Source organism: Microbulbifer hainanensis, assembly GCF_014904735.1.
In the GTDB taxonomy this organism is placed as follows: Bacteria; Pseudomonadota; Gammaproteobacteria; order Pseudomonadales; family Cellvibrionaceae; genus Microbulbifer; species Microbulbifer hainanensis.
Map to the genome: position 1 here is coordinate 22007 of NZ_JACZCR010000018.1, position 22254 is coordinate 44260.

General features: G+C 53.1%; 12 protein-coding genes. 2 read left to right on the top strand and 10 right to left on the bottom strand.

What is annotated here, in order from left to right; all coding sequences use genetic code 11:
* Positions 1–385: 385 nt before the first annotated feature.
* A complete protein-coding gene (locus tag IG168_RS05485; RefSeq protein ID WP_226876562.1) occupies positions 386–2782 on the bottom strand; it encodes a zinc-dependent metalloprotease in 2397 nt (798 codons plus the stop codon).
* Between the two features lie 222 nt (positions 2783–3004).
* On the opposite strand from IG168_RS05485, the gene IG168_RS05490 reads away from it, so the two are divergent.
* Complete coding sequence (locus IG168_RS05490) at positions 3005–5056, top strand: hypothetical protein (protein ID WP_193162653.1); 2052 nt, start codon at positions 3005–3007, stop codon at positions 5054–5056.
* Between the two features lie 260 nt (positions 5057–5316).
* On the top strand, positions 5317–6105 hold the full coding sequence (locus tag IG168_RS05495) for a DUF2884 family protein (protein WP_193162655.1): 789 nt from the start codon (positions 5317–5319) through the stop codon (positions 6103–6105).
* Between the two features lie 89 nt (positions 6106–6194).
* Here the strand turns inward: IG168_RS05495 and IG168_RS05500 are convergent, their stop codons facing one another.
* From IG168_RS05500 to purE, 9 genes are all read right to left on the bottom strand, one after another.
* Positions 6195–6749: a DsrE family protein gene (locus IG168_RS05500; protein ID WP_226876563.1), complete on the bottom strand. Its 555-nt coding sequence runs from the start codon at positions 6747–6749 to the stop codon at positions 6195–6197.
* A gap of 139 nt (positions 6750–6888) precedes the next feature.
* A complete protein-coding gene (locus IG168_RS05505) occupies positions 6889–7386 on the bottom strand; it encodes a LabA-like NYN domain-containing protein (RefSeq protein ID WP_319024666.1) in 498 nt (165 codons plus the stop codon).
* Between the two features lie 207 nt (positions 7387–7593).
* Positions 7594–8277, bottom strand: a complete 684-nt coding sequence (locus tag IG168_RS05510; RefSeq protein WP_193162657.1) for a nucleotidyl transferase AbiEii/AbiGii toxin family protein — start codon at positions 8275–8277, stop codon at positions 7594–7596.
* A complete protein-coding gene (locus tag IG168_RS05515) occupies positions 8249–8902 on the bottom strand; it encodes a hypothetical protein (protein WP_193162659.1) in 654 nt (217 codons plus the stop codon). The genes IG168_RS05510 and IG168_RS05515 overlap by 29 nt, the downstream gene beginning before the upstream one ends.
* Positions 8903–8990: 88 nt before the next feature.
* Complete coding sequence (locus IG168_RS05520) at positions 8991–9680, bottom strand: transposase (protein WP_193162661.1); 690 nt, start codon at positions 9678–9680, stop codon at positions 8991–8993.
* A gap of 576 nt (positions 9681–10256) precedes the next feature.
* Positions 10257–10685, bottom strand: coding sequence for a hypothetical protein (locus tag IG168_RS05525; protein WP_193162662.1), 429 nt, complete (start codon positions 10683–10685; stop codon positions 10257–10259).
* A gap of 50 nt (positions 10686–10735) precedes the next feature.
* Positions 10736–18601 carry a peptidoglycan DD-metalloendopeptidase family protein gene (locus IG168_RS05530; protein WP_193162664.1) on the bottom strand — a complete coding sequence of 2622 codons (7866 nt, stop codon included), beginning with the start codon at positions 18599–18601 and terminating at the stop codon, positions 10736–10738.
* 1850 nt (positions 18602–20451) lie between these two features.
* Positions 20452–21567, bottom strand: coding sequence for a 5-(carboxyamino)imidazole ribonucleotide synthase (locus IG168_RS05535; protein WP_226876564.1), 1116 nt, complete (start codon positions 21565–21567; stop codon positions 20452–20454).
* 19 nt (positions 21568–21586) lie between these two features.
* Entirely contained in the window at positions 21587–22078 is a 492-nt protein-coding gene (gene purE / locus IG168_RS05540) for a 5-(carboxyamino)imidazole ribonucleotide mutase (protein ID WP_193162668.1), read from the bottom strand.
* Positions 22079–22254 lie beyond the last annotated feature (176 nt).

A 22254-nucleotide genomic window follows, 5' to 3' on the forward strand; every position in this document is an offset into this window, starting at 1 on the left:
GCGTGGCTTTTCGCCAAATGGCAGATCAAAAAACGGGACGTCGATGAGCGCGTAAGTATTGGTAACTTCAGTGATTTTTTGCGAGAAGCGGGATATGAGTCGGTAGAGGAAATGATGGTATAGATTTCAGGGACAAGCCCTTCAGGAGGGGAGCTGCGCACGGGGATTGGTGAACAGGTGCCAACTGTGTGGGCTTCGAGTTAGTGCAATTTTTTTGCCGTACTGGAAATGTTTGCCCCTAAATAGCGATTTTTCGCTGCCCAAAGTTGGCGCAACGACTCAATCGACATTTTCGTTATGCGGTGGCCATGCATCGGAATTGTGCGCAGGAAATGCCGGCAAGCAGATGGGTCATTACCCCATCGCTTGCCGGTATAGAGCAGGATCAGATAGGTGATCCCGGCGGAACCTGCTTCAGGTCATCAGCATTCACGTCGAGATCGCCGGCCATAAAGGCGGCAATTTGCTGGGCCTGATAGTAGTAGTGGGCGCTGTAGCCCTGCGGGTCGTCCCCAAACAGTTTCATGCTGCCAATCGCGTGCTGGAACTTGGCCAGTTGCAGACTGGCCTTGGCGCGCACCGATTCGGCGGCGCCCCTGTCCGCGGACAATAGCATCAACTGGTGCAGGTAGACATGATTGACCCGCTGGTGAATCGAGGCTTCCAGGCCGCTGTATTTATCGGCCTCGAGTGCCTGCGCACTCAACCGGTCGAGCAGGGATTCAAAGCCCGGCTCATCACCGCGACGCGCGTGCTGCTCGTCCATGCGAGCTGCGCGCTGTGGGTCCAGCAGGATCGCCATGGTATGACCGGCGGCGGCTTCCGCCATCGTCACGGCGTCGAAAGCGACCCCGGTGTAGGCCGGGAAGCTCTCATTGGTGCGTTCGTAGCCATAGGACTTCGGCGGCAGCAGCTGCAATACGGATTCCGGCAGAGTCAGGAATTCCGGCGTCAGCGTCGACAGCAGCTCGTCGATGGCCCGCTGTTGGCGCTCCGGCGCCACCATGGTGTAACTGTTTGGCGCAGCATCGTTGTAGAGGTAGTCGTAATCGAGCCCGCCGATCAGCTTGCCCACTGCCTCCGCCTGGTAGCGGTGGCCGTAGTAGACCGGCACCAGGGTTTCCTCCAGCGCGGAGCGCGGTGCGTCTTTGGGATTGGCCGCTGCGGAGAAGTGGTCCAGCGCGTAGCGGCGGAGCTTGGCCATACGCGCAAACTCCTGCAGGGGTTCGCCGCCGTTGTCCCACAGGTGGGAATCCGCATGCGCGTTGTTGATCGAGCGGGAATCGGGATCGGAGATAAAACGCAGCTTCTGCTGTTTGGCCTCGTCGATCACCGAGGCGAGGTAACCGGCCTCATCCCCGCCGGCATCGCCGTAGCCATAGCGGATCGCCAGCTTGTCCCAGGCACCGATGCCGGTGGCGTAGGCATCGGTCAGGCCCAGGTCCATGCCGCGCAGCGTTACCAATGGCGCCGGATAGTCCATCACGGACGCGCGTCCTTCGGTGCTGGCGATAAAGTTGTGCGCCAGACCCAGGGTATGGCCCACCTCGTGTGCAGCGAGCTGGCGGATGCGCGCCAGCGCCAGCTGCTTGAGCGTCTCGGTATCGGCAGCGTCTTCGCCGTAGGGCTGTAGCAGGCCCTGTGCGATCAGGTAGTCCTGGCGCACGCGCAGGGAACCCAGGGTGACATTGCCCTTGATAATCTCGCCGGTGCGCGGGTCGTCGATGGCGGCCCCGTAGGACCAGCCGCGGGTGGAGCGGTGTACCCAGCTGATGACGTTGTAACGGACATCCAGCGGATCGGCGCCTTCCGGCAGCAGCTTCACCTGGAATGCATTCTGGTAGCCCGCGGCTTCGAAGGCCTGCTCCCACCAGCTGGCGCCCTCGATCAGTGCGCTGCGCACCGGCTCCGGCACGCCCGGATCCACGTAGTAGACGATCGGCTCTAGCGGCTCGTCACTGCCCGCCTTCTTCTGCAGGCGGTGGCGGTAGATATAGCGCTGGTCCAGCGGCTGGTCGATGGCCGTGGCGTAGTCGCGGAACTCGAACGGGAAATAGCCGCTACGGCTGTGGAAACGGCGCGGCTGGTAATTGTCATCCGGCAATTCCACCAAGGAGATATGCTGGCGCAGGGACACCAGTGTCGGCGTCGGCACCACTTCCCGCAGGTAGTTGCCGGGCTCGCCGCCGGCAAAGGTCAGCTGCGCCTCGAACTCGCTGTTTTTGGGGAAGTTCTTGGTGTGGCCCATGTAGATGGCGGACTTACTTTCATCAACGGAGTAACTGCCTTGCTCCGTCGCTTTCAAGCGCTGGGCAACCCCGTGCTGGTCGGAAAGCAGGAAGGGAGTGAAATCCACCAGGGCGTGCCCACCCTGCCGCGCCACGATCGGGAATCCCCACAATACCGAGGAGGCAAACGCCTCGGCGACAGCGCGGCGCTCGGCAGCATTGTCGGACTGGGCGCGGTATTTCAGGTTCAGCTGGTGCAGCAGTACCTTGTCGCCCACCCGTTGGAACTGTACCAGGCGGTTGTCCCCCACCTGATTGCGGTCCAGACCCACCGGGTTGGAGCCCAGCCCCTGGGCGAGACCGCTCAGCAGCAGGAACTCCCGGTCGAAATCGGCGACTTCCAGATAGATGTGACCGCTGTTGTCGTCCCAATAGACCGTCTGGAAGCCCGGACGCTTTTCCATACCGGCGGTGAAATCAGCAATGGTGACAGCTTGGACAAAAGGACTGAGCATCAGTATCAGGGCCACCCAAAGCCCTTTGCGTATCAACATATATCCCCCTTCGTTATTCGAGTTCTCGTAACCAGTGCGGCAAGAGTTAGCAGCTAAGACAAGCTCTCTAGAGTAACAGTGATTAAACGGGCGGTAATCCCCGGTTTTCACGAGGGGAATTGAACTGGTTTATAAACCAGGCGCGGACAGGAATGCAGGAAGAAGATCCGGTATATTTACGCGTCACATAAACGCTCCGAAGATGAACAAAAATCAAGCAGTATGAAATCTATTAACAACAATTTGGCTTTCGTTGGAATCTTGACTGCCTGCTCCGCACTGTACGCTTGTGGCGGCGGCGGAAATGGTGACGGCGGAAACAACGTCGACAGCCAGCCGCCGACAGGCGAAATCAGCGGTAAGACATTGCAATTGACATTTAGCGGTCAAGTGACCGATAGCCCCGTTGCCAATGCCAATATTCGCTTCGAAATCGGCAACGAGACCTTTGATACCACAGCAGACGCCAATGGCAGTTATAACTTGACCGTTAAAATCGACGAGTCACAGTCGGAAGACCTTGTTCGCGCGGTGGCCACTACCGCTGACAATCCGAAACTCAAATTAGTTTCCCTGTTGGGCAGCTTTGAGCTCCTGAGCCAGATTGCTGGTGACGATGGCACATTGACAGCCAACGAAAGTACAGCGGTCAATGTCACTAACGTCTCTACGGCGATGGCCGGGTTGATCGCAATGCACACCAGTGTCTCCACACAGGATCAACTGGACGAGGCCAAGAAATCCCTGGATGCCGAGGATCTGATCAGCCTTGCAACATCCATCAAGCTCATCCTCGACTACGAAAGCGAGCCCGGCGTGCAACTTCCCAACACGGCAAGTGACACTTTAGCTTTTGCCAGCAGTTTCGACTTGGCCGCAGAGTACGCAGAAATGGTAACAAAGGAGTATCCATCCCTGTACGACGAAGCCGTAACTGCAATACTGAGCGACCCCAATATCGTGCACACGAATGTCACGGACTCCCAGGGATCCGCTGCAGGAATCTACTACTTTACCAGCCCCGATGGCGGTATGAGTAAAAGTGGAAGGGTCACAAATAGTAATGCCTCGGGGGAAATTGGCTTTCGTCTGACACTAAACGAAGATGGCACAGGTGAGCTGCTGGGCAGCCTTGGTTCGACAGCCCTCACCTGGCAGACAACTGCCGACGGCATCGCGATCACTGGCGCTCAGTTAACAACCCTTGAATATGAATTTGATGGCAACACCAGTCAGCTTATATCTGAAGACTGGATTACCTCATTGGATAATATTCGCTGGCTCGACCGGGGCCACGACAGCGATGTCTTGCTAGTGGGCGCCACACACCATATCAGTTATCCAAACGGCGAATACCCCGACACAGCCCCGGTGGCCTTTAGCGCGGTGACGACAGCAGTCAAGGAGTCCGGTGTCATAGATGCAGCAAATATTATTGCTATCGGGCAAAGCTACAGTATGCCGGGAACGGAAACGCAGTATTATGCTGATACGACGACGCATACTGCGGGTGCAATGGTATTCAATGGCAGCACCGAATATGGCGGCACCGCAGCAGTTACCGTCGACTCCATTACGTCCAATGGCATTCCTCTGACGAACGACGTCGCAGGCGAGTGGGAGATCGATAGTCACAAGCATTTGCGCGTAAAAAGCGATCAGCAAGCGGAATATGTCTTCCTGACCAGCAACAACGGCCGCACCCCGCTAACTTTTGTTACCATTAGCGATGGTACCGAGCAGCAGGCCGGTATTGGCTTCACGCTGAAAAAGCTGGCTCCGGCGTTTTCCACCGCGGAGGTTCCCGGTATCTATGAACTACAGCGGGATTATTTTAGTCCTTATGACTACCTATGGTTCGATTTAAAGGCAGACGGTACGTTCAACCAAGTCACAACCTATGACGGCAATGGCAACGGCGTCCTCGAACAGGATGAAGTGACTGAGCAACCCGGATTCTGGCAACTGGCACCAAGCGGCGGTTTGCTAATGCGTCGGTATAGATCGACATCCAGTGGTACATTTTGCACTCCCCCAACCTGGGACACCGCCGCCGATGACACCTGCGTGCTGTACCACGAGCGCGAATGGAAACTTCAGCTGAGAGAAGAGGATGGCACCCACTGGGTGCGGCACTATCATCGCTATTTCAATGGTTTCTTGCAGGATACCGGCAACGGCGCCACTGATACAGGGAGCCTATTTGACTTCGGCATCATCGATAATAGGCCATTAAAGAAGATGAATACCCCCCCAGTTACCATAGCCATGTAGTAACTCCAATCCCCTACAGGGCCTGCAAAGCAGGCCCTGTAGGGGCCATGGCCATCCGTCCAACTTTCAACAATACTCCATCCAGGCGATATCGTGTCGTCACCGCCATACTGTCCACCGACACAAGTTGAAAATTGCGCCGCGTGACTCAGCACTGCTGAACTGGCCAATAATTGGCCACAATTTTTTACCCACCCGCTGCATCCAGACCGCAATTCGCGGCGTCTCACAAACAGAAAGCAATAAAAGAGACCCTTCCCATGTGGAAACCACTCGCATTCGCCACCGCCCTGCTGGCCAGTGGACCGACCCTGGCCCACAGCATCAACCTGCACGTCGACGACGACGACCAGTGCAATGCCGACCTGAACTACCAGCTCCGTATCGGCCCCGATTCCATGGCGGCTTTCCGCGAGGACGGCACCAAAGAGCCCGTATTTGCCTTCGTGGCACCGGACCAGTTCGTCGTTGGCGGCAAAACCGTCCCGCTAAATGCCGAGCAGCAGGCGCTGATGCAGCGGTACCGCGCCGATCTGCACGTCGCCGGCCGCGAGCTGACTGCGCTGTCGCTGAACGCCGTGGAAGTGGCCCTGCAGGGCGTCAACATCGCGTTGGCCACCCTGGCGGGACAGGACCACCCGGACACCCTGGAAATCGAAGAGATGTCCGCGGAGATCCACCGCCGCGCACAGGAGCAGTTCAGCGGCCAGAACGATGTCTACACGCTGGGCGAACCGGTCATCGACGATTTTATCGATGAAACGGTAGAGCAGAGCCTGGAACCCCGCATCGAAGCGCTCGCGATGAAATCTGCGGGCAATATTGCCTGGCACGCGATGAAAGCAGTGTTTACCGGCGGGCAGAGTATCGAAGACGGCGCCGAGGAAGTGGCGGACAAGGTCGAGGAACAACTGGAATACAAGACCAACAAACTGGAGCAGAGCGCCCAGAGCCTGTGCAAGCAACTGCAGGTCATCGATAACACCGAGCGGGAAGTGCAGGCCTCCATTCCGGAGCTCGCCCCCTACGACGTAGTCACTATCAAATAAAAACTAGAAGCCCTTTCTAAGCCCCCCAGCTTAGCCCCCCAGCATGGCCGCCTCGAGCGGCCTTTTTTTGTGCTGTTTTTCCGCGTTTATTACGGGTTCAGGGTATATCCCTGCTGCTGCAGCAATGCATGGGCAGTCATCGCCGACAGCGCCACCTCGACACCGGGTAGCAGGTCAGCCGCCTCGATACCGTGAAAAGCCGCGGCTTGCCCGCAGATGATAATACGCACATTGTGCCTGCGCAGTTCCGCCAACAGTTCGGCATTGGGATTATCCCGCTGGAACTTCTTGCGATACGCGGCATTGTTCAGCAAATCAAAGCTAGCCTTGCCGTGCACCACCAAAGCCAGGTGCACCTGTTCAGGTTTTACTCCAGCCCGCGCCTGCATATTGAAGAAACGGGCCAGGCTGTCGAACTTGCTATTCGGCTTGCCATCACTGCCCTGTTCAGAGGCGTCAAATACGACCTTAAAGGTTTCCTTGCCCGAAAGCGGGTGGGTCTGTTTAACGTCGGCGACGGCACCGTAATCCTTGAATACCGGACCGGTGGTGAATTCTGCAGCCATGGACAACGGGCCACAGAGGCACAGCGCGACGGTCATCAACGTTTTCAGTGAGGCAGATGCGAGTTTCTGAATGGACATAAGAAAACCTTATTATTAGCGGAATCAACTATTCTGCGGTGTCCGTACTTTAGCACGCCGAACCCCCGCAAACTAAAGCCCCGACAGGCAGCACAACTTTAAAAAGGGATTGACCGACCTCAATCCGACGCACAGAAATTCAGGTATTGCCGCCGCCGTTTTTCATCAGCAGGGCCTGATCGATAGGAAAAAATCTGGAAGCGGCCCGTTTCAGGGAAAGTGCAGCGAGATCCGCTACGCCATAGACTTCGACCGCAATGCCGTACTTAGCGCGGATTCGCTCCACCAGCATATCGAAATCGCCATCACCGGAAACCAGCACCAGCACATCCACCTCGGGCGCACACTCCAGCGCATCGATGGTAATACCCACATCCCAGTCACCCTTGGCCGAACCGTCCGCTCGCTGGATATAAGGTTTCAGTTTTACCTCGAAACCGATGGCCCTGAGAATATTCTGGAACTGTCGCTGCTTTTCATCGCCGCGGTCGATTGCATAGGCAATGGCCCGCGATACCTGACGATCGTGGGCCACCTGTGTCCAGAAGGCGTTGTAGTCGAAATTGCGCCCGTATACCTGTCGCGTCGTGTAATAGATATTCTGGACGTCGACCAGTATGGCGACTCGATTCAGCACTTTAGAGGCTCCGCTGGATAAACCGCACAAAAATCGCACGGTGATGTGAAATTTCGTTATTTCCGCTTGAGCTCGAAAAAGGTTTCCCACATTACCGCGCTTATAGCTCTCACTCGTGACTCAATCGAAAATATCTTTAGAAGAGCGAACCTGATGTGGGAACTTACATATCAAAATAAGAGAGGCACAAAAAGAGTATTTGCTGCACTATAGCTTTGAAATCCTAAATAATCGATTTTGAATCTCTACCGCAGCGCTTTCTGTCTCTGTAAATCCATCAAGGTAGTTAACCAAGTTTGACACCAACAAATTTTCCGCCTGTTGCTTCAAATAATCCCGCACTTCATTTTCGGTATTCTCCACCTCTTCAACGATCTCCGGGCGGTGCTCGAGAACGAATAGAATATCTTCCATATCATGAGCAAAGATATCGCCCTTGCCTCTGCCATGCCACGCTTCGAACTTTGTGGCCAGAAAATACACCGGCTTGGCTACTTTTATCGAGACTCCACCGAGATCTACATCAAATGCGTGCGCGATTGCTTCCGGATACCAACGATTGGCAAATCCGAGAATCCGTTCATCAGTAGGCATTACGTCCAGCCTGACATCAGGGAAATCCTGTAAGCAATAACGGCAAATCAGGGCCTCTTCCGAAAGATCTTCTTTGAAGCCTCTCGCTTTCAACAGACTACAAAAAGTGTGGTAATCGCGTGTGGTAATCACATCTACAACAATATCCACATCCTTGGTTTGCCGAACCTGTCCCCGCCGCTCCAAAGCGACTAGTAGCGCCGTAGTAGAGCCACCGATATACACTACCTGTTGGTTGAGTTCTTTGCCGAGTGTTTTTGCTACCAGTTCAAGTAGCTCGATATTCCTTAAATTCATTATGTAACCGATTCTGGATGACTTGAGCGTTATCCAATAATTTTTTTAGCTCACTTCTAGCGTGCGCCAATTCCCGGGGCTTGCCGATACGAATAGCATCTAACACGGACATCAGCACATAGGCACCTGGAGTCAGGTCGGGTCCGGTGATGACATGTTTATCGATGGGATTGATCAGTATTCCCTCCCGCTCAGGCGCACTGACTACTGTACTCGCGCCAGCGATACACAGAGGCGGATCAGGCGGCAGCATTTCACTGCGGATCAACCGGCAGTTGAAACCTGTAGGCAACCCAAAGCCGAAACCGCTCCTGTGGGCTGGCTCTGCATAACGGACGCCATAGCCAAGCCATTCCCCGGCGGCCGGGAGATTCACCCAGGGCCCAAAACCGGCGGGCCTCACTTCCGGTTCTCTGAGCAAACCAGCCTCGACCAGAGTCCGGTAACTACGAATCAGCCCGGTCTTACTCACACCGTAGAATTCCGCCTGTTCAGCCAGAGATCTTGCGCGAGATTCAAAATAGACGTGTCTCGCCTCCAGCGGCAGGGGCACATAGGGCTCTAACGGCTCGCTCAACAACTGCCCAATGGTCTGCAAGAGGATATAGGTGTCTTGGGATTTCACGTTCGGTCCATAGTCCGGAATCTGGACCAACAAAATCACAAAAAACCTATTATGTCAATACAAAGCAGCGCCCAACACAATGATCACCCTATAGCTCAAGCCGTGGCCTGCCAGCCATAGCCGGCGTGACCCGCCGGCGATACTGTCTTTCGATCTCCTCCTTGAATCGATCACTGCCCAATGCCAAGCCTTTATTCACCGCAGCCGAAATATGCGCAGTAAGTTTGTGGTCAAGATGACCTGAAAACAGCCCACGATAGCGCTCCCGACGCTGTTTTGGATACTGCCCCAAGCGAAGATACTCAGTATGCGGCGTCAGCAGGTTCGACTTTTTACCCAGTGCATTGCTCGTATAACTGGACCAAAAATAATCAGCAGGATCGGATACCATATTGGCTCGGACAGGATTCAGCTCTATATAGCGATAGCACCGCAGCAGGTAATCTTCCGACTGCACCAGGCAGGACTTATAGCGACCCTCCCACAAGGTGCCAGAACGCCGGTAGGCACGATTGAAATAGCGCACATACATGCGCCCCAGCGCCTGCATCATTCTGGCCACGGCATCTTCCTGCCGTGGTGTCACCAATAGGTGGACATGGTTGGTCATAAAGACCCAGGCATGGACCTCGACCCGATACTCGTCGGCATAGTCGCGGAGCCAGCCGGCATAGGCGATGAAGTCATCTTCACAACAAAAACACGGCTGCCGGTTGTTGCCGCGCTGAATGACATGCTGGGCGATTCCGACCGGGGCAAGACGGGGTAAACGGGCCATAAGTTCCTCCTTGAACTTTTGGCTTTAGCATAAACGTCAAATTTAAAGAGAAGGAGAATTTGATGCCAAAATTTTACTCTGACCCCAATTATTCGGCTGCCGGTTGTTGCCGCGCTGAATGACATGCTGGGCGATTCCGACCGGGGCGAGGCGGGGTAAGCGGGCCATAAGTTCCTCCTTGAACTTGCGGCTTTAGCATAAACGTCAAATTTAAAGAGAAGGAGAATTTGATGCCAAAACTTTACTCTGACCCCAATTATTCATGGGTGACCCCATTTATTCATAATCAAATAAGGACGGCAGCGGGAACTGATGATTTTCTGGTGCACAGAGTGCAACGGGCGAGGGACTACACCTGAGTGTGCAGTCCCTCTATAGGCCTAGATCCAGATGGGTGACTGAAGCACTTCCATTGAAGAAGCTTCTAAAATAGAAATTTCAGGCGCACGGACGGACACGATTGTCAGATGATGGGCGATAGCCTAGAGCAACCATCGTCCAGTTGACGGGGACCGGCTAATGGGTGACCCCATTTATTTAAATGTTGATCTGACCCCACTTATTCACTTATTTAACTCAGTAATCTTCCATCCAAGGTAAATTAGCACCATGATAAAAAGGTGTTTCTTGAAGCCCCCAAACCCCATCTTGATAATGGATTACTGTCTCAATATACCCTTTCCACCATAATTTTTCCCTATCAGCCTCTGACAAATACCCCTCATCATTAAACTTTACCTGTACAGGATCGTAGTACATTACAATAAAGGTAGATCCATTGTTTGAATCATTATATGAAAATGGCCCAAACACCTTAATCTGTACGCCAGGCCGCCTTAAAAAAGATCTAATAAAACTTATCTTGTTATCAGCACCAAAAACATAATTGATATCATCACTATCAATGCAGCTGGATGGAAAACATGGTAAAGCTGAAAAATTTTCGTAATTATTATTAACAATAATATTTTTCAGATGGCCGCCAAATTCACTTGCTGATTGCACACCCGCATTCGCGCATGAAGACAGAAGAAAGACCATTAGCAAACATAATCTCATGGGCAAGTCACCACTGTACATGGGTTTATTCGCGTTCCGTTTTTCCTAATTACAAAGTGTAAATGAGGTCCATGTATTCGGCCTGAACTATCTGAATGACCGATTGTTTGACCCATCGTAACAGTATCACCTATTTTCACAACACTTCCAGTATGGGAGTAACTGGATTCCAGACCGTTTCCATGACTTACTTTAATGTAATGTCCTGCATCACTCGATGAATCAACCGAAACAACTTCACCATCTAGTATCGAATATACAGGATCTCCATGTGGATTCTTAATATCGACTGCTGTATGTGGTCGAGATGTCTTCCCCGTAACGGGATCTACTCTACTTAAAGAATACCCACTAGTAATTTTATGATGACCAGTTGGCCAAACAGGTCCATTACTTTGAGATCGCTGCGCCCCTCCCACTTTCGAAGAACTATTACTCGTCGTTTCTTTGTAACTTTGTTTGAAGTAGCTCCTCAAAAAATCATCTACAGGGTTATAGGTTGATCCATCCTGATTTACCGTGACTGAAACCTCCTCAATAGGTCTATCACTGGTGTTTTGACTCGACGCCGAACCGAATTGACTGTTATTTGTCCGCTGATTTTTACTATCCCCAGTTTTGGTGGATCGGCCATTACCCTCAACCACGGTATGAACAGTACAATCGGAACCTCCTGCACAGCCATCTTGCTTTTTGGAGTCAGACGGCGGTGGCACCGGATCGGCCGGCGGTTCGGAATCTGGAGCATTGGCAGCATCGGAATTTTGATTTACCACGTACCCCGTTGGATCCGTATACCGCAGCGGATTATTCATCACATAGCTATACGGATTATAAGCCTGCGAATTCGCCGGCATGGAGATGAACGGGTCCACGGAAAGGAACCGACCCAGATTGTAATCATAGGCCCGCCCATTCATATGGATCAGCTCCACCCCGTCCAGGTGCTCGTGGCCGCTGAACCCACGTTTGGTGGTATCCCGCCCAAGCAGCCCGCCGTTACTGTCATCTTCATACAGGTCCCTGGCCTTGCCGAATGGATCGAAGCCTCTGCGCTCCTTCACGGTTCCGGCAATATCGCTGATGCTCTCGATGGAGCCCAGATGGTCCTTGTGCAGGAACTGCCAGCCGCTGGATTGCACCGCGCCGTTCAGGGTTTCCGTGCGGTACTGGGCGAAGTCACCGGCAGTGGTTCGCTCCACCACGGTGGTATTGCCGTTGCTTACCGTTTCCTCATACTCGTAGGCGCCGATGTAGTAGCGGGTAGTGTTCGCACTGCCGTCGGTGGCCACCTGCTTGTAGCGGCTGTCGTCCGGGCCGTAATAGAAAGTGGCGCTGTTGCCGTTGCTGTGGCTGATGGACCTGGGCTTGTTGTTGACCCCGTAGCTGATGGTCCGCAAGCCGTCGGCGGTCAGATTGCCATTCAGGTCGTAGTCATAGCTCCTGGTGCTGAGATCCTCCAGGGTTACCTGAGTCACGGCGTTGGGGCCGGCGTTGTTGATGGCCCGAGAGGCATCCCCGTACTGGTAGGCGTTGGGCGTGTTGTCGGAGAAGTCGCTCTTATACAGCAGGTTACCCGCAGCATCGTAACCGTAGTCCACGGTGGCGTGCAGCGTCGCGGGGATATGGGTGTCCCAGCTGCGGCTGGATTGGGTGAGGCGGTGCAGCTCGTCATAGACAAACCGCTCATCCAGGCCGGCAATCTCGTTGCGACGGTGCGTGAGGTTGCCGTAACTGTCGTATTCGTCATAAATCAAGTGCGAAACGTCGCAGTTGCCGGCAAGGCCATTCGTACAGCGCTCCACCAACAATCCGGCGGCGTTGTACTGGCTCGCTTCGACCATCAATGCATTGGCGAAGCTCTGCTGGGTAATGGCGTCGGTGGCGCTGCGGCTGTCGACGGTGCGCAGCTGTATCCCAGCGACGAAATCCCACTCTTCGGCAATACGGCCGGTCGGATCGTAAGTCGATTCGACAATAGTGCCATCCGGGTAGCTCACTCCCTTGACGCGGCCGTAGTTGGCATCCCACGCAGTTTTCTGAACAAATACACGGCCGTCTATCTGCGTGGTGCGGGCGGTCTCCCGCTGCAGGCTATCGTAGCTGTAGATGCGCTCGAAATCGGGGCTGGTTGTCGAGCCGGTGTACTCCCGGTCGAGGGTGCCGCGGGCACTGTCGTCAAACTGGAAGTGGTGGGCCGCGTCCGTGCCGGGGTATTCGTCGGTGAGGCGGCCGAGCGGATCGTAGTTGAAGGTGGTCACCTGCGCCTTGGCGTCCTGCTGCCAGCGCAGCTCGCCGAGGGCGTTGTATAGGAACTGCCAGCCGCCCATGTTCGGGTCGTTCAGAGCCAGCTTGTGGCCGAAGCCGTTGTAACTGGCAGTGATGGCGTTGCCGGAGACATCCTGGATCATTGCCACGTTGCCGAGGGCATCGTAGCGGAAACGGGTGAACTGACCCTTAGCGTCCCGGTGATACAGTGGCTGCCCCAGCACGCTACTGCGGCTGGCCATCATCAGCACCTGCCCCAAGCCGTTAGGAGTCACGGTGATATCGGTAGTCAGGCCGCTGTAGTCGTAGTCCACCCCGTAGCTGATGGGCAGGCGGCTGACGGACTTGTGGCCCGGGCGGCTAAGGCCATCGAACTGGGAGAAATCGACTGTGCCGTACTCGCTAACCAGCGCATTGCTGTAGTGAGGATCGACCACCTGGGTGAGACGGCCACGGCTATCGTAGCTCTGCCACTGCACGACGGTCCCGTCCGTGCCCTCGGTTTCGCGGTAAACCTCGCGGCCGAGGGCATCGTAATAGCTCAGCACCATGGGCGCACCGGCCTGGGCGGCGATCTCGAAGTAGACCGCGTGGCGGCTGATTGCGGCGGAGGGGCAACCAGCACTGCACCACTGGCGCGAGAGCTTCTGCGCCGGAACACCTAGGGCATCGGTTTCGGTCAGATGGCCGAAGTGGTCGTACTGGTTGCTGGTAGTGTGGCCATTGGCATCCGTCTGGGTCAGTGGCAGGCCGGTGCGTGCGTCGTAGGTGGCGTCGTTGGCGGCGACAGTCAGTCCCCAGGCGCTGTTGTAGGTTTTGGCCACAAAATAACCGTCGTCACTACCGGTGGAATAGCCCATCTCTGTCCAGCGGCTGCCCTCAATGGCGGTGTTGCCGCTGCCGTTACTGGTGAGCGTCACCCGGTCCAGCTGTTTGAAAGGGCCGGTGTAGCGATTGGTGGTGATCAGGTTCAGCGATGTATCGCTGCTACTTATGGTCACCTTGGTCGGTTGGCGGGTACCGCTATCGGTGTACTCGTAAGTCTTGGTGACGGTGACATCTGTCAATGCTCCCGCGGGCAACTGCAGCGGATCCAGGTAGTTGACCTGGTGGCGCTCGGAAGCATTATTCAGCTTGAACCACCAGTTGGAAGTATCCAGGGTGAAGTTGATGTCCTTGGTGGTGGTTTTGGTAACTTCCTGCCCTGCATCCTTTACGATACTTTGTTCATCGGTCAGCACGCCCAGGTAATTGTATGTGCGCGTGACAGACTCGCTGCTGATCTCGCTGCCGTCCAACTCTTTCTTCGTCGTCGTCGACGTGTCTGCATAGACAAATTTGGTATCAGCCAGTTGGCCATTGATAACGGTCAAGTGGTTGTCCACAGAAGCCGTGGTGACGAGCGTTCCGCTGCCACTGCGCACCTTGGTTTCCTGGTGCAGCACGGAACCGGATTCCGGGAAGTCCTGGGCATAGGTGGTCACCACCTCCGCATAGGATTCGCTGTCGGATGGGGATGCGAATTTGCGCTCGGTGATCTCCCTGAAGCCCTGGTGCCCCCTGCCCTGCAGGTTAAATAGCGCATCCTTGTAGCTGAAGGTGGTTTTGTTGAGCCCGCCGAGCCCGTCACTAGTGCGATATTCCTTTACTGCTACCCCTGTAGCACTGCCGTTGATAACAGGGAAAGAATGACTCGTGCTAGTAACGTCATAGAAATCTGGACTACTCCTAAGCGACTGGTAGTTGAATTCATGTCTTACCCCAAGTGCCGTGGAAATACCTGTCACCAGATCCGCATCGGAACTCTGGTTGTAGTACACATAGATACCCGACTGGCTATATGGCCCCCCCATGGTCAATTCAGCACGACTGTCGCTTAGCGTGCGACCAAAGCGAGTCAGAATATCCGCATAACTGTCACCATCTTCATCGACTATGTTGACATCAGTGAGTGGCGCGATCACGGGAAGAGAAGCTTCTTCGCCATACGTTACTTTACCATCGTTTTCAACGTGGCCTAGAACAACACTCCATGAATAAATATCAAATTTATCTCCATAGCTATTATCGCTTACCCAGAACTGACAACCTCCAGTTTGGAGCTGCTGGCATTGCACTTCATAAAGAGCGGTCGCTGAGGGGAAGACAAGATCGGAGACACCATCCCGATTAAAATCCATAACACGAATATAGGAATCCAGGTAACGATCCACTCGCTCTCCATGGAGATATTCTTGATAGATTTCCCGGCCCCATGAAACCAGATGGGAATCACTGCTCAAATCACCACCACTATTCTCGTATAAGCGCCAATCCTTTACAGCAGGTTGATATACTAATACATCGAGCAACCCATCATTATTTGCGTCAAAAAATAGTGGATTTACATTGTATTGAACAGAAACACCTGTATCAGTGGTATCAATTGATTCAATAACACCGTTGTTCCAAACAGGTGCCACGACTATCACCTTGTTTGACCCTTTGAGGGGCTCCTCCGTGACACCAATCAACTCCTCTAATCCATTCCCATCAAAGTCAGCCACCACCATCGGTTTATCGATCTTGATATTCGGGCTAGAACCAACAAATACAAAATTGCCGCTTTCGCTCCCCTCATAAAACTTGAGGGTGACTGGCAAACTTTCTGTATTACTAGATTGATAAGTCGTGACGAGATCTTGGATTCCATCGCCATTGAAATCCAGAGAATAAGCAGAACACGCGCGGAACTGGCTGAGAGATGGATCATTCATCACATCGTCATAAGGGTAATTAACACACTCATAGCCCACCCCAGTATCACCTTCGACAAAACTTGAACCATTCCAGCGGGCAAATCGCAGCTTTCCGCCGCTCAAGCCAATATTATCGACTCGTCCATCCAGATTAATATCAAATCCGTTATTGCTAAAGCTTTTGGACTGTTCAAATAGGCCACCTGGAATTTCGTATCTATATGGAAGCGTCTCTTCCTGCCCCGAGGAAGACAAGGTAACTATCGTTCCAAGCGAAAAATCCGGGGTACCATCACCGTCATAGTCATGGGAGCTACTGATCGGCGAGTCAAATTCCTGTGTGGATATTGAGAGTACTTTTGTGGGTGTTGAACTTAAGGCGGAGTTCCAATCTGCCCAGTCCAGCGCAGTACTTTGGTAGCATTTCTTTTGCATACCCTGCGCATCCCAGCCGCAAAGCTGAATATTGTCAATTTTAGATACGTTAGTGCCCGCCCTGTAATATACCGAGTATTCTCTAATCGGCGACCCATCCACATAAGTAGAAATAGACTTCAACCTTTTATCAACGACTACCTTGCTCCTATTCCTATAGCTACTTATGACGTCATCTCGCTCTTCATAAGTAAAACTAATCTCACGAGTACCATGCGTATCGCCGTCACCTGTGTAGAATATATTCGAGAGATAAGAGGTGCCGTCGCCCAAATAATAGCTATAAATCACGCTATTATTATTAAGGTCCTGGATCTTTCTTAATTTCCAAGAAATAGTAGGCCCACTTCCGCCACGCCTTACTTTACTATTTTCGGTATCACCAAAATACTTCTTGATACCACTGCTGGATTCGAAAGTAAAAGAAGCGCTACTCAACGCTCCAGACTGAACAACACGAATACTCGGGTTCGTTTCTGGATAGTAGATCGAGCCAGAATCGCCATATGATCCATCGCTACCATCCAAGATAAGTCGGGCACCATCAATGCAGAGTTTATCCTGGGAATTATCGGAAACACTCTCTGCAGTGCCATCCAGTGCATAAATATCCGCACATCTCGCGATAGAAGACCCCGCGCTTAACGTACCTCCCCGCCCTAAAAGTCCATTGCCGCCATTACTGCTATATTTTAGAGATACACTGGGTTCCATTCTCGCCCTACCGGGCGGTAGTACTACAGGTATGGATAAATTAACACTACCGCCATTGACGGTCACCTCGGGATTAATATGCCCGACTGTAGAATCATGTTCTGGTACTACTGGACTTAATAAAGCTTCATCCAAGATATCATCAAAGTTTAGCTGTACGATATCTACGGTGGAAATCGCTGTAGTTACGCAAGCAATTGAGGTATTGCATGCCGTTAGCTGATACTCCCAGCTTTCATCGGGGATAGTTTTAGTTATGCTTTTACTGCTCGACGTGCCTGAATAAGCCAAATTCCAGCCAACTTCACCAGACAAACGTTCCTCCAAATTCCAACTAGTTACTGCGCTACTGGTAGAAAATAATACTGAATAGGGACTTCTTGGCTTTCCTTCTGCAGGGACGTCCAACGAAACTGATTGAGGAAGCAGCCTCGCCTCTACACCTGCACTTGCGACGCTAGGATCAGAACAAGCCCAATCAAATCCATTGCAATGCACCAACTGAAAATACCAATAGCCGTCAGAAAGGCTCGCAACAGTTGCGTTGTCCACCGTAAATCTATTGCCTGGATTGTGTTCTGAAAAAGTGCCAGATGTGCCCTTACGGCTCAATACTTTATAGTACTCGCCCGAAGCCGGGGCTTCACTGAAAGTCAACAGTGCCGACTGATCAAGTGTCTGCGACGGAACTGAAGGCGGAGATGGCTTTGCTGGTGATTTTCGAATTTGTACTGTGTTTTCGGAACTGAATGCAGAGCAAGCCCAGGCAAAATCATTACAGGCAGCGACTTTGAAATGCAACTGCTCTTTATCTTGCCCAGATTGAGGACTTTGACTAATGGTCGCCTGTCCTGCACTAGAATATGGCCCACTGCCAATACGCTTTTCAAGCAGATATAGATTTGCAGAAGCTACATCCTGCCAGTCGACTGTGAAAGATGTAGAGTTCGAGTTGATATCCGAAGGCTTGCTTGGCACCGAAGGCTTAAAACGAACTTGTGTAAAGGAAGTATCGGCACTTAATAGATTGGTACATGCCCAGGACTTCAAATTACATGCAAGAACGCGATAATAATACTCGCCCTCACCTTCTGTTAAGGAATAGTTAATCGTACTGCTGCCATCTACAATATTGGCGTCTGCTAGGACAAAATTCGCCCCATCGATACTCTTGTATAGTTGGTAGTAGGTTGGATTGCCTGAAGGCCTATTCCAACTAATTGTAATATTTGCGATCGTACTGGTAGCAGGTGCTGACAAATCCGGCTCACCTGGTAACAACCGGACCTCGGCACGCCCAACGTTCTCCAATGAGTAGCTGGAACAGGCCCAGCTGAAATCATTGCATGCCCTAACTCTGAAATTCCAGTACCCGTCGGTAAGATTCGAAACGGGGCCACTAGTGCCTGAAATTTTAGTTGCAACACTAATCCAACTTCCTGCATTAACTTCCTTTGCCTGCACATCATAATAAGTCGGGTTTCCCGTTGGCGCATCCCAGTTAACTGTTGCAGTCCCGTTCGTCGTGCGAGCACCATCCTCTTCTATCTCTATTATTTTTCCATATTCATCCTGCCAGATCGTAATTCCGGCGACACTTGGCTGGGAAACACGGCCCGGAATAGTCCGCACATAATTAACACCACTTGGACTGGAATAGCCGGAACAGGCCCAGTTAAACTGATTGCAAGCGCTGACGCGGAACATCCAATCCCCCTCAGTAAAGCCTCCGTCATTTTTACTTTTCGTAGTCACATAATTGTCAACATACTCCGGGCTGCTCCAATTATTAGACTTAGTGCCCTGAAGTTTATAATAGGTAACTGTTCCAGATGGTTTAGACCAACTCGTAGCAATATTTCCATCAGTGCTTTTATATCCTGACGATGGCGCACCGGGTTTACTTGGCTTGAAGCGAACCTGGACTAAATTTACGTTTGAATAGGCAGAGCAGGACCAGTTAGTGTTACATGCCGCCACCATATATTCCCAATCTGTATTATTTGCCTTTGCCGACGGCTTGTAACTATTTGTACTTATCGAGATAGCCGGCCCCCAAGTCCCACCCTTAGGTCGTTCTTTTATCAGGTATGAATGAACAGTACCGGCTGGCTTTGTCCAAGTAAGCGTATAGGTACTAGATGTAGTATTTATATTTCCTGGGGCGGCTGGCTTTGAGGGGCGATCTGCTACTGTTGCTCGCCAAGTCCCTGAGTATGATGAGCAAGCCCAGCTATAACCATTGCATGCTCGCACACGGTAGTCATAACTACCGTCTGAAGGCACAGTATTCGATGCACTTGTTGAAGGGTGTCCAGTAACCACATTACCCCAAGATGTCGTTCCGGCGGGAGCTCGCTGAAGGTCATAATATGTGACGGTGCCACTCGGCTTTGACCAGCTTACATTGAATGTCTTAGAAGTTGCATTAAAGCTGGAAGGCGTGGCTGGTTTACTAGGTTTTTTCCGAACTTTTATAATTCCTGAGCTTGTATACCCACTACAGGAACCATTACACGCTTGGACTTTATACTTGTAATCCCCATTACCTCGACCGCTTATCGGATAGCTCGTGTCAGGGTAATCAGTCAGCCCAATATTTGTATAAGATATTCCGCCATCAGATGATTCCTGGATCCAAATTTCTGTAAGCCCTACCGTGCCATCTGGGTTACTCCAAGTAAGATTATAATTTCCAGTTGTACTGGTAGATGGAACCGAAACGTTGGTTCGAATAGATGGGGCCGTAGGACTGCCTCCGCCAGGGAGAGCTGCATGTGCATTAGCTAACACAAAAACAAACAACATCGAAATACATTTGATTAAACGGTGAACCATCTTTAAGCCCCAATGCCGTGCACAAGTTGTTTCTTTTTATTCGCAATCCAAACAGGCGGAAAATCATGTCCTCGCGATTTATCTGTTATGGCGCAAAATAATTCGGAACTGAAATATACGCCAACATTACGAATGTTTGCGATTACACGTCATTACAAGCTAATTTTGTGACGATCATCACTGAACCCAACAAGAGCACTTATGCCTTAACTGTCAATCAGATTTTTTTAGAGGGGGTATGCAAGAACGGAAGGTATTTATGAGGACACGGGGAACTCAGATTTAGTATCTAGAAAAAGACTCTGCCAACTTGAATTAGCGGCAGATTTAAGCAGGGAATTCAATTTAATCTGGATCGACAGGCTAGTATTGCAAGATAAAGAGATCGAAAGTGAGATCGCGCAGGTCCATATAGTCGCCAGCTTCACTTATCGGCTAGTCATTTTTGGCCAAGCGAGTCATCGTAACTACACGGACTCGAATGCCGATTGTTTTTTTCCGCGTGTGGATACCAGCACGAAACTGTTAATGGTGTAGTAGGAGGCAGAATCGATGATCTCTGCAACTGAATACCGTACTACGGAAGGATGGGATTTAGATAAAACAACCCGGCCATCACAAATCCCTTTTGGTGATGGCTAGATTTTTGCTGGCGGGCAGCTTAAGCGGTGGTTTCAGGGCGCAGTCTAATGATCTGCGCCCTGTATTAAGCGCCAGCCTCAGGCCGGTCGCTTGGTTTCGCCGTAGAGTTCGGCGAGCACGTCGTCGATATGTGTGGCGAGGGCCTCCTGGGAGTCGTCCACCAGGATGACATGCCCCATCTTGCGCCCCGGTCGCAGGCTTTTGCCGTACAGCCATACGCCGTCGTTGGGCAGGGTCGGCTTCTTGTCCACGCCCAGCATGTTGATCATCACTGCCGGTCGCGGGCACTCGGTGTTACCCAGCGGCATGTTGAGGATCGCGCGGATATGGTTTTCGAACTGGCTGCACTCGGCGCCCGCCAGCGTCCAGTGGCCGCTGTTGTGGACCCGCGGTGCCAGCTCATTGATCAGCAGGCCGTCCTCGCTGACGAAGCACTCCATGGCGAGCACGCCGACGTAATCCCACTTGTTCAGCAGTGTCGACAGGTATTCCTCTGCGGTGTGTTGCAGCTCGGCGTCCACATGGGGCGCCGGCGCGGTGGATACCAGCAGCGTGCCCTTGTAGTGCAGGTTCTCGGCCAGCGGGTAGAGTCGCACTTCGCCGTCTGCGGTGCGGGCACCGATCAGGGACACTTCGCGGGAGAACTTGATACCCTTCTCCACCACGTATTCCTGCTCGCCCACTTCATCGCGGATCGCGGCCAGCGATTCGTCGCTATCGACACGCCACTGATTTTTGCCGTCGTAGCCGTTTTCGCAGCTCTTGATAAAGGCGGGGTAACCCAGCTGGGCGACGGCCGCGCAGATCTCGTCGTAATTGTTCGCGGGCAGGAAGGGCGCCACCGGCAGGCCGGCGTCGGTGATGGCCGTTTTCTCCCGCAGGCGGTGCTGAGTCTTCTCGAAGGCGTCCGGGCGCGGGTACACCGGGCAGAACTTTTCCAGTTCCCGCAGCAGCGGCGCAGAGACCTGTTCGCGCTCGGCGGTGATCACTTCGGGGTTGCCCATGGCTTGGTAAAGGGCCGCCATATCGGCGCCTTCCTCGGCGCGCACAATCGTGCCGAGCCCATCCACGCAACTGGTGTTTTCGTCACCCTCGGCGAGGAAACTGAATTCGATACCCAGCGGGCGGCCTTCCTGGGCCATCATCTGTGCCAACTGGCCGCAACCGACGATTCCAACGCGCCTGACTGTCATCTCTGCCATACCTCGTTAATTACTCGACCTCGAACGGTACATTTGCGCTTTGGTTTTCGCGCCATGCGATCAGGCGCTGCTGCAGCTCTGCGTCCGACAGCGACAGCATCTGTGCCGCCATCAGGCCGGCGTTGTATGCGCCGGAATCGCCCACGGCCTGGGTGGCCACCGCGACGCCCTTGGGCATCTGCACGATGGACAGCAGGCTGTCCATGCCGGTCATGAACTTGCTCTGTACCGGCACGCCGATCACCGGCAGCGGCGTCATGGCCGCGATCATACCCGGCAGGTGCGCGGAGCCGCCGGCGCCCGCGATGATCACCTGGGTGCCGCGCTCGTGGGCGGTGGTGGCGAACTCGGTCAGGCGCTGCGGCGTGCGGTGCGCGGACACCACGGCGGTGGCAAAAGGCACACCCAGCTCTGTGAGCGGCAGAGTCGCTTTTTGCATGGTAGGCCAATCAGATTGGGATCCCATTACGATGGTGACCTTTTCGAAAGGAATCTGTTTCACTTACGGTTAACTCCGTGTTACTCAAACACCGGCAGAGCGGCTATCGCTACCAGCACGTTATAAGGAAAAGGTAATCGCCAGGGACCGCAAAATCGACACTCTGACTACGGCCGGCCATGGCTGCTGGCGGCGCAATTTTGCCGCCGGGCAGCCGGAGATCCCGCCGGCCGCCCCGA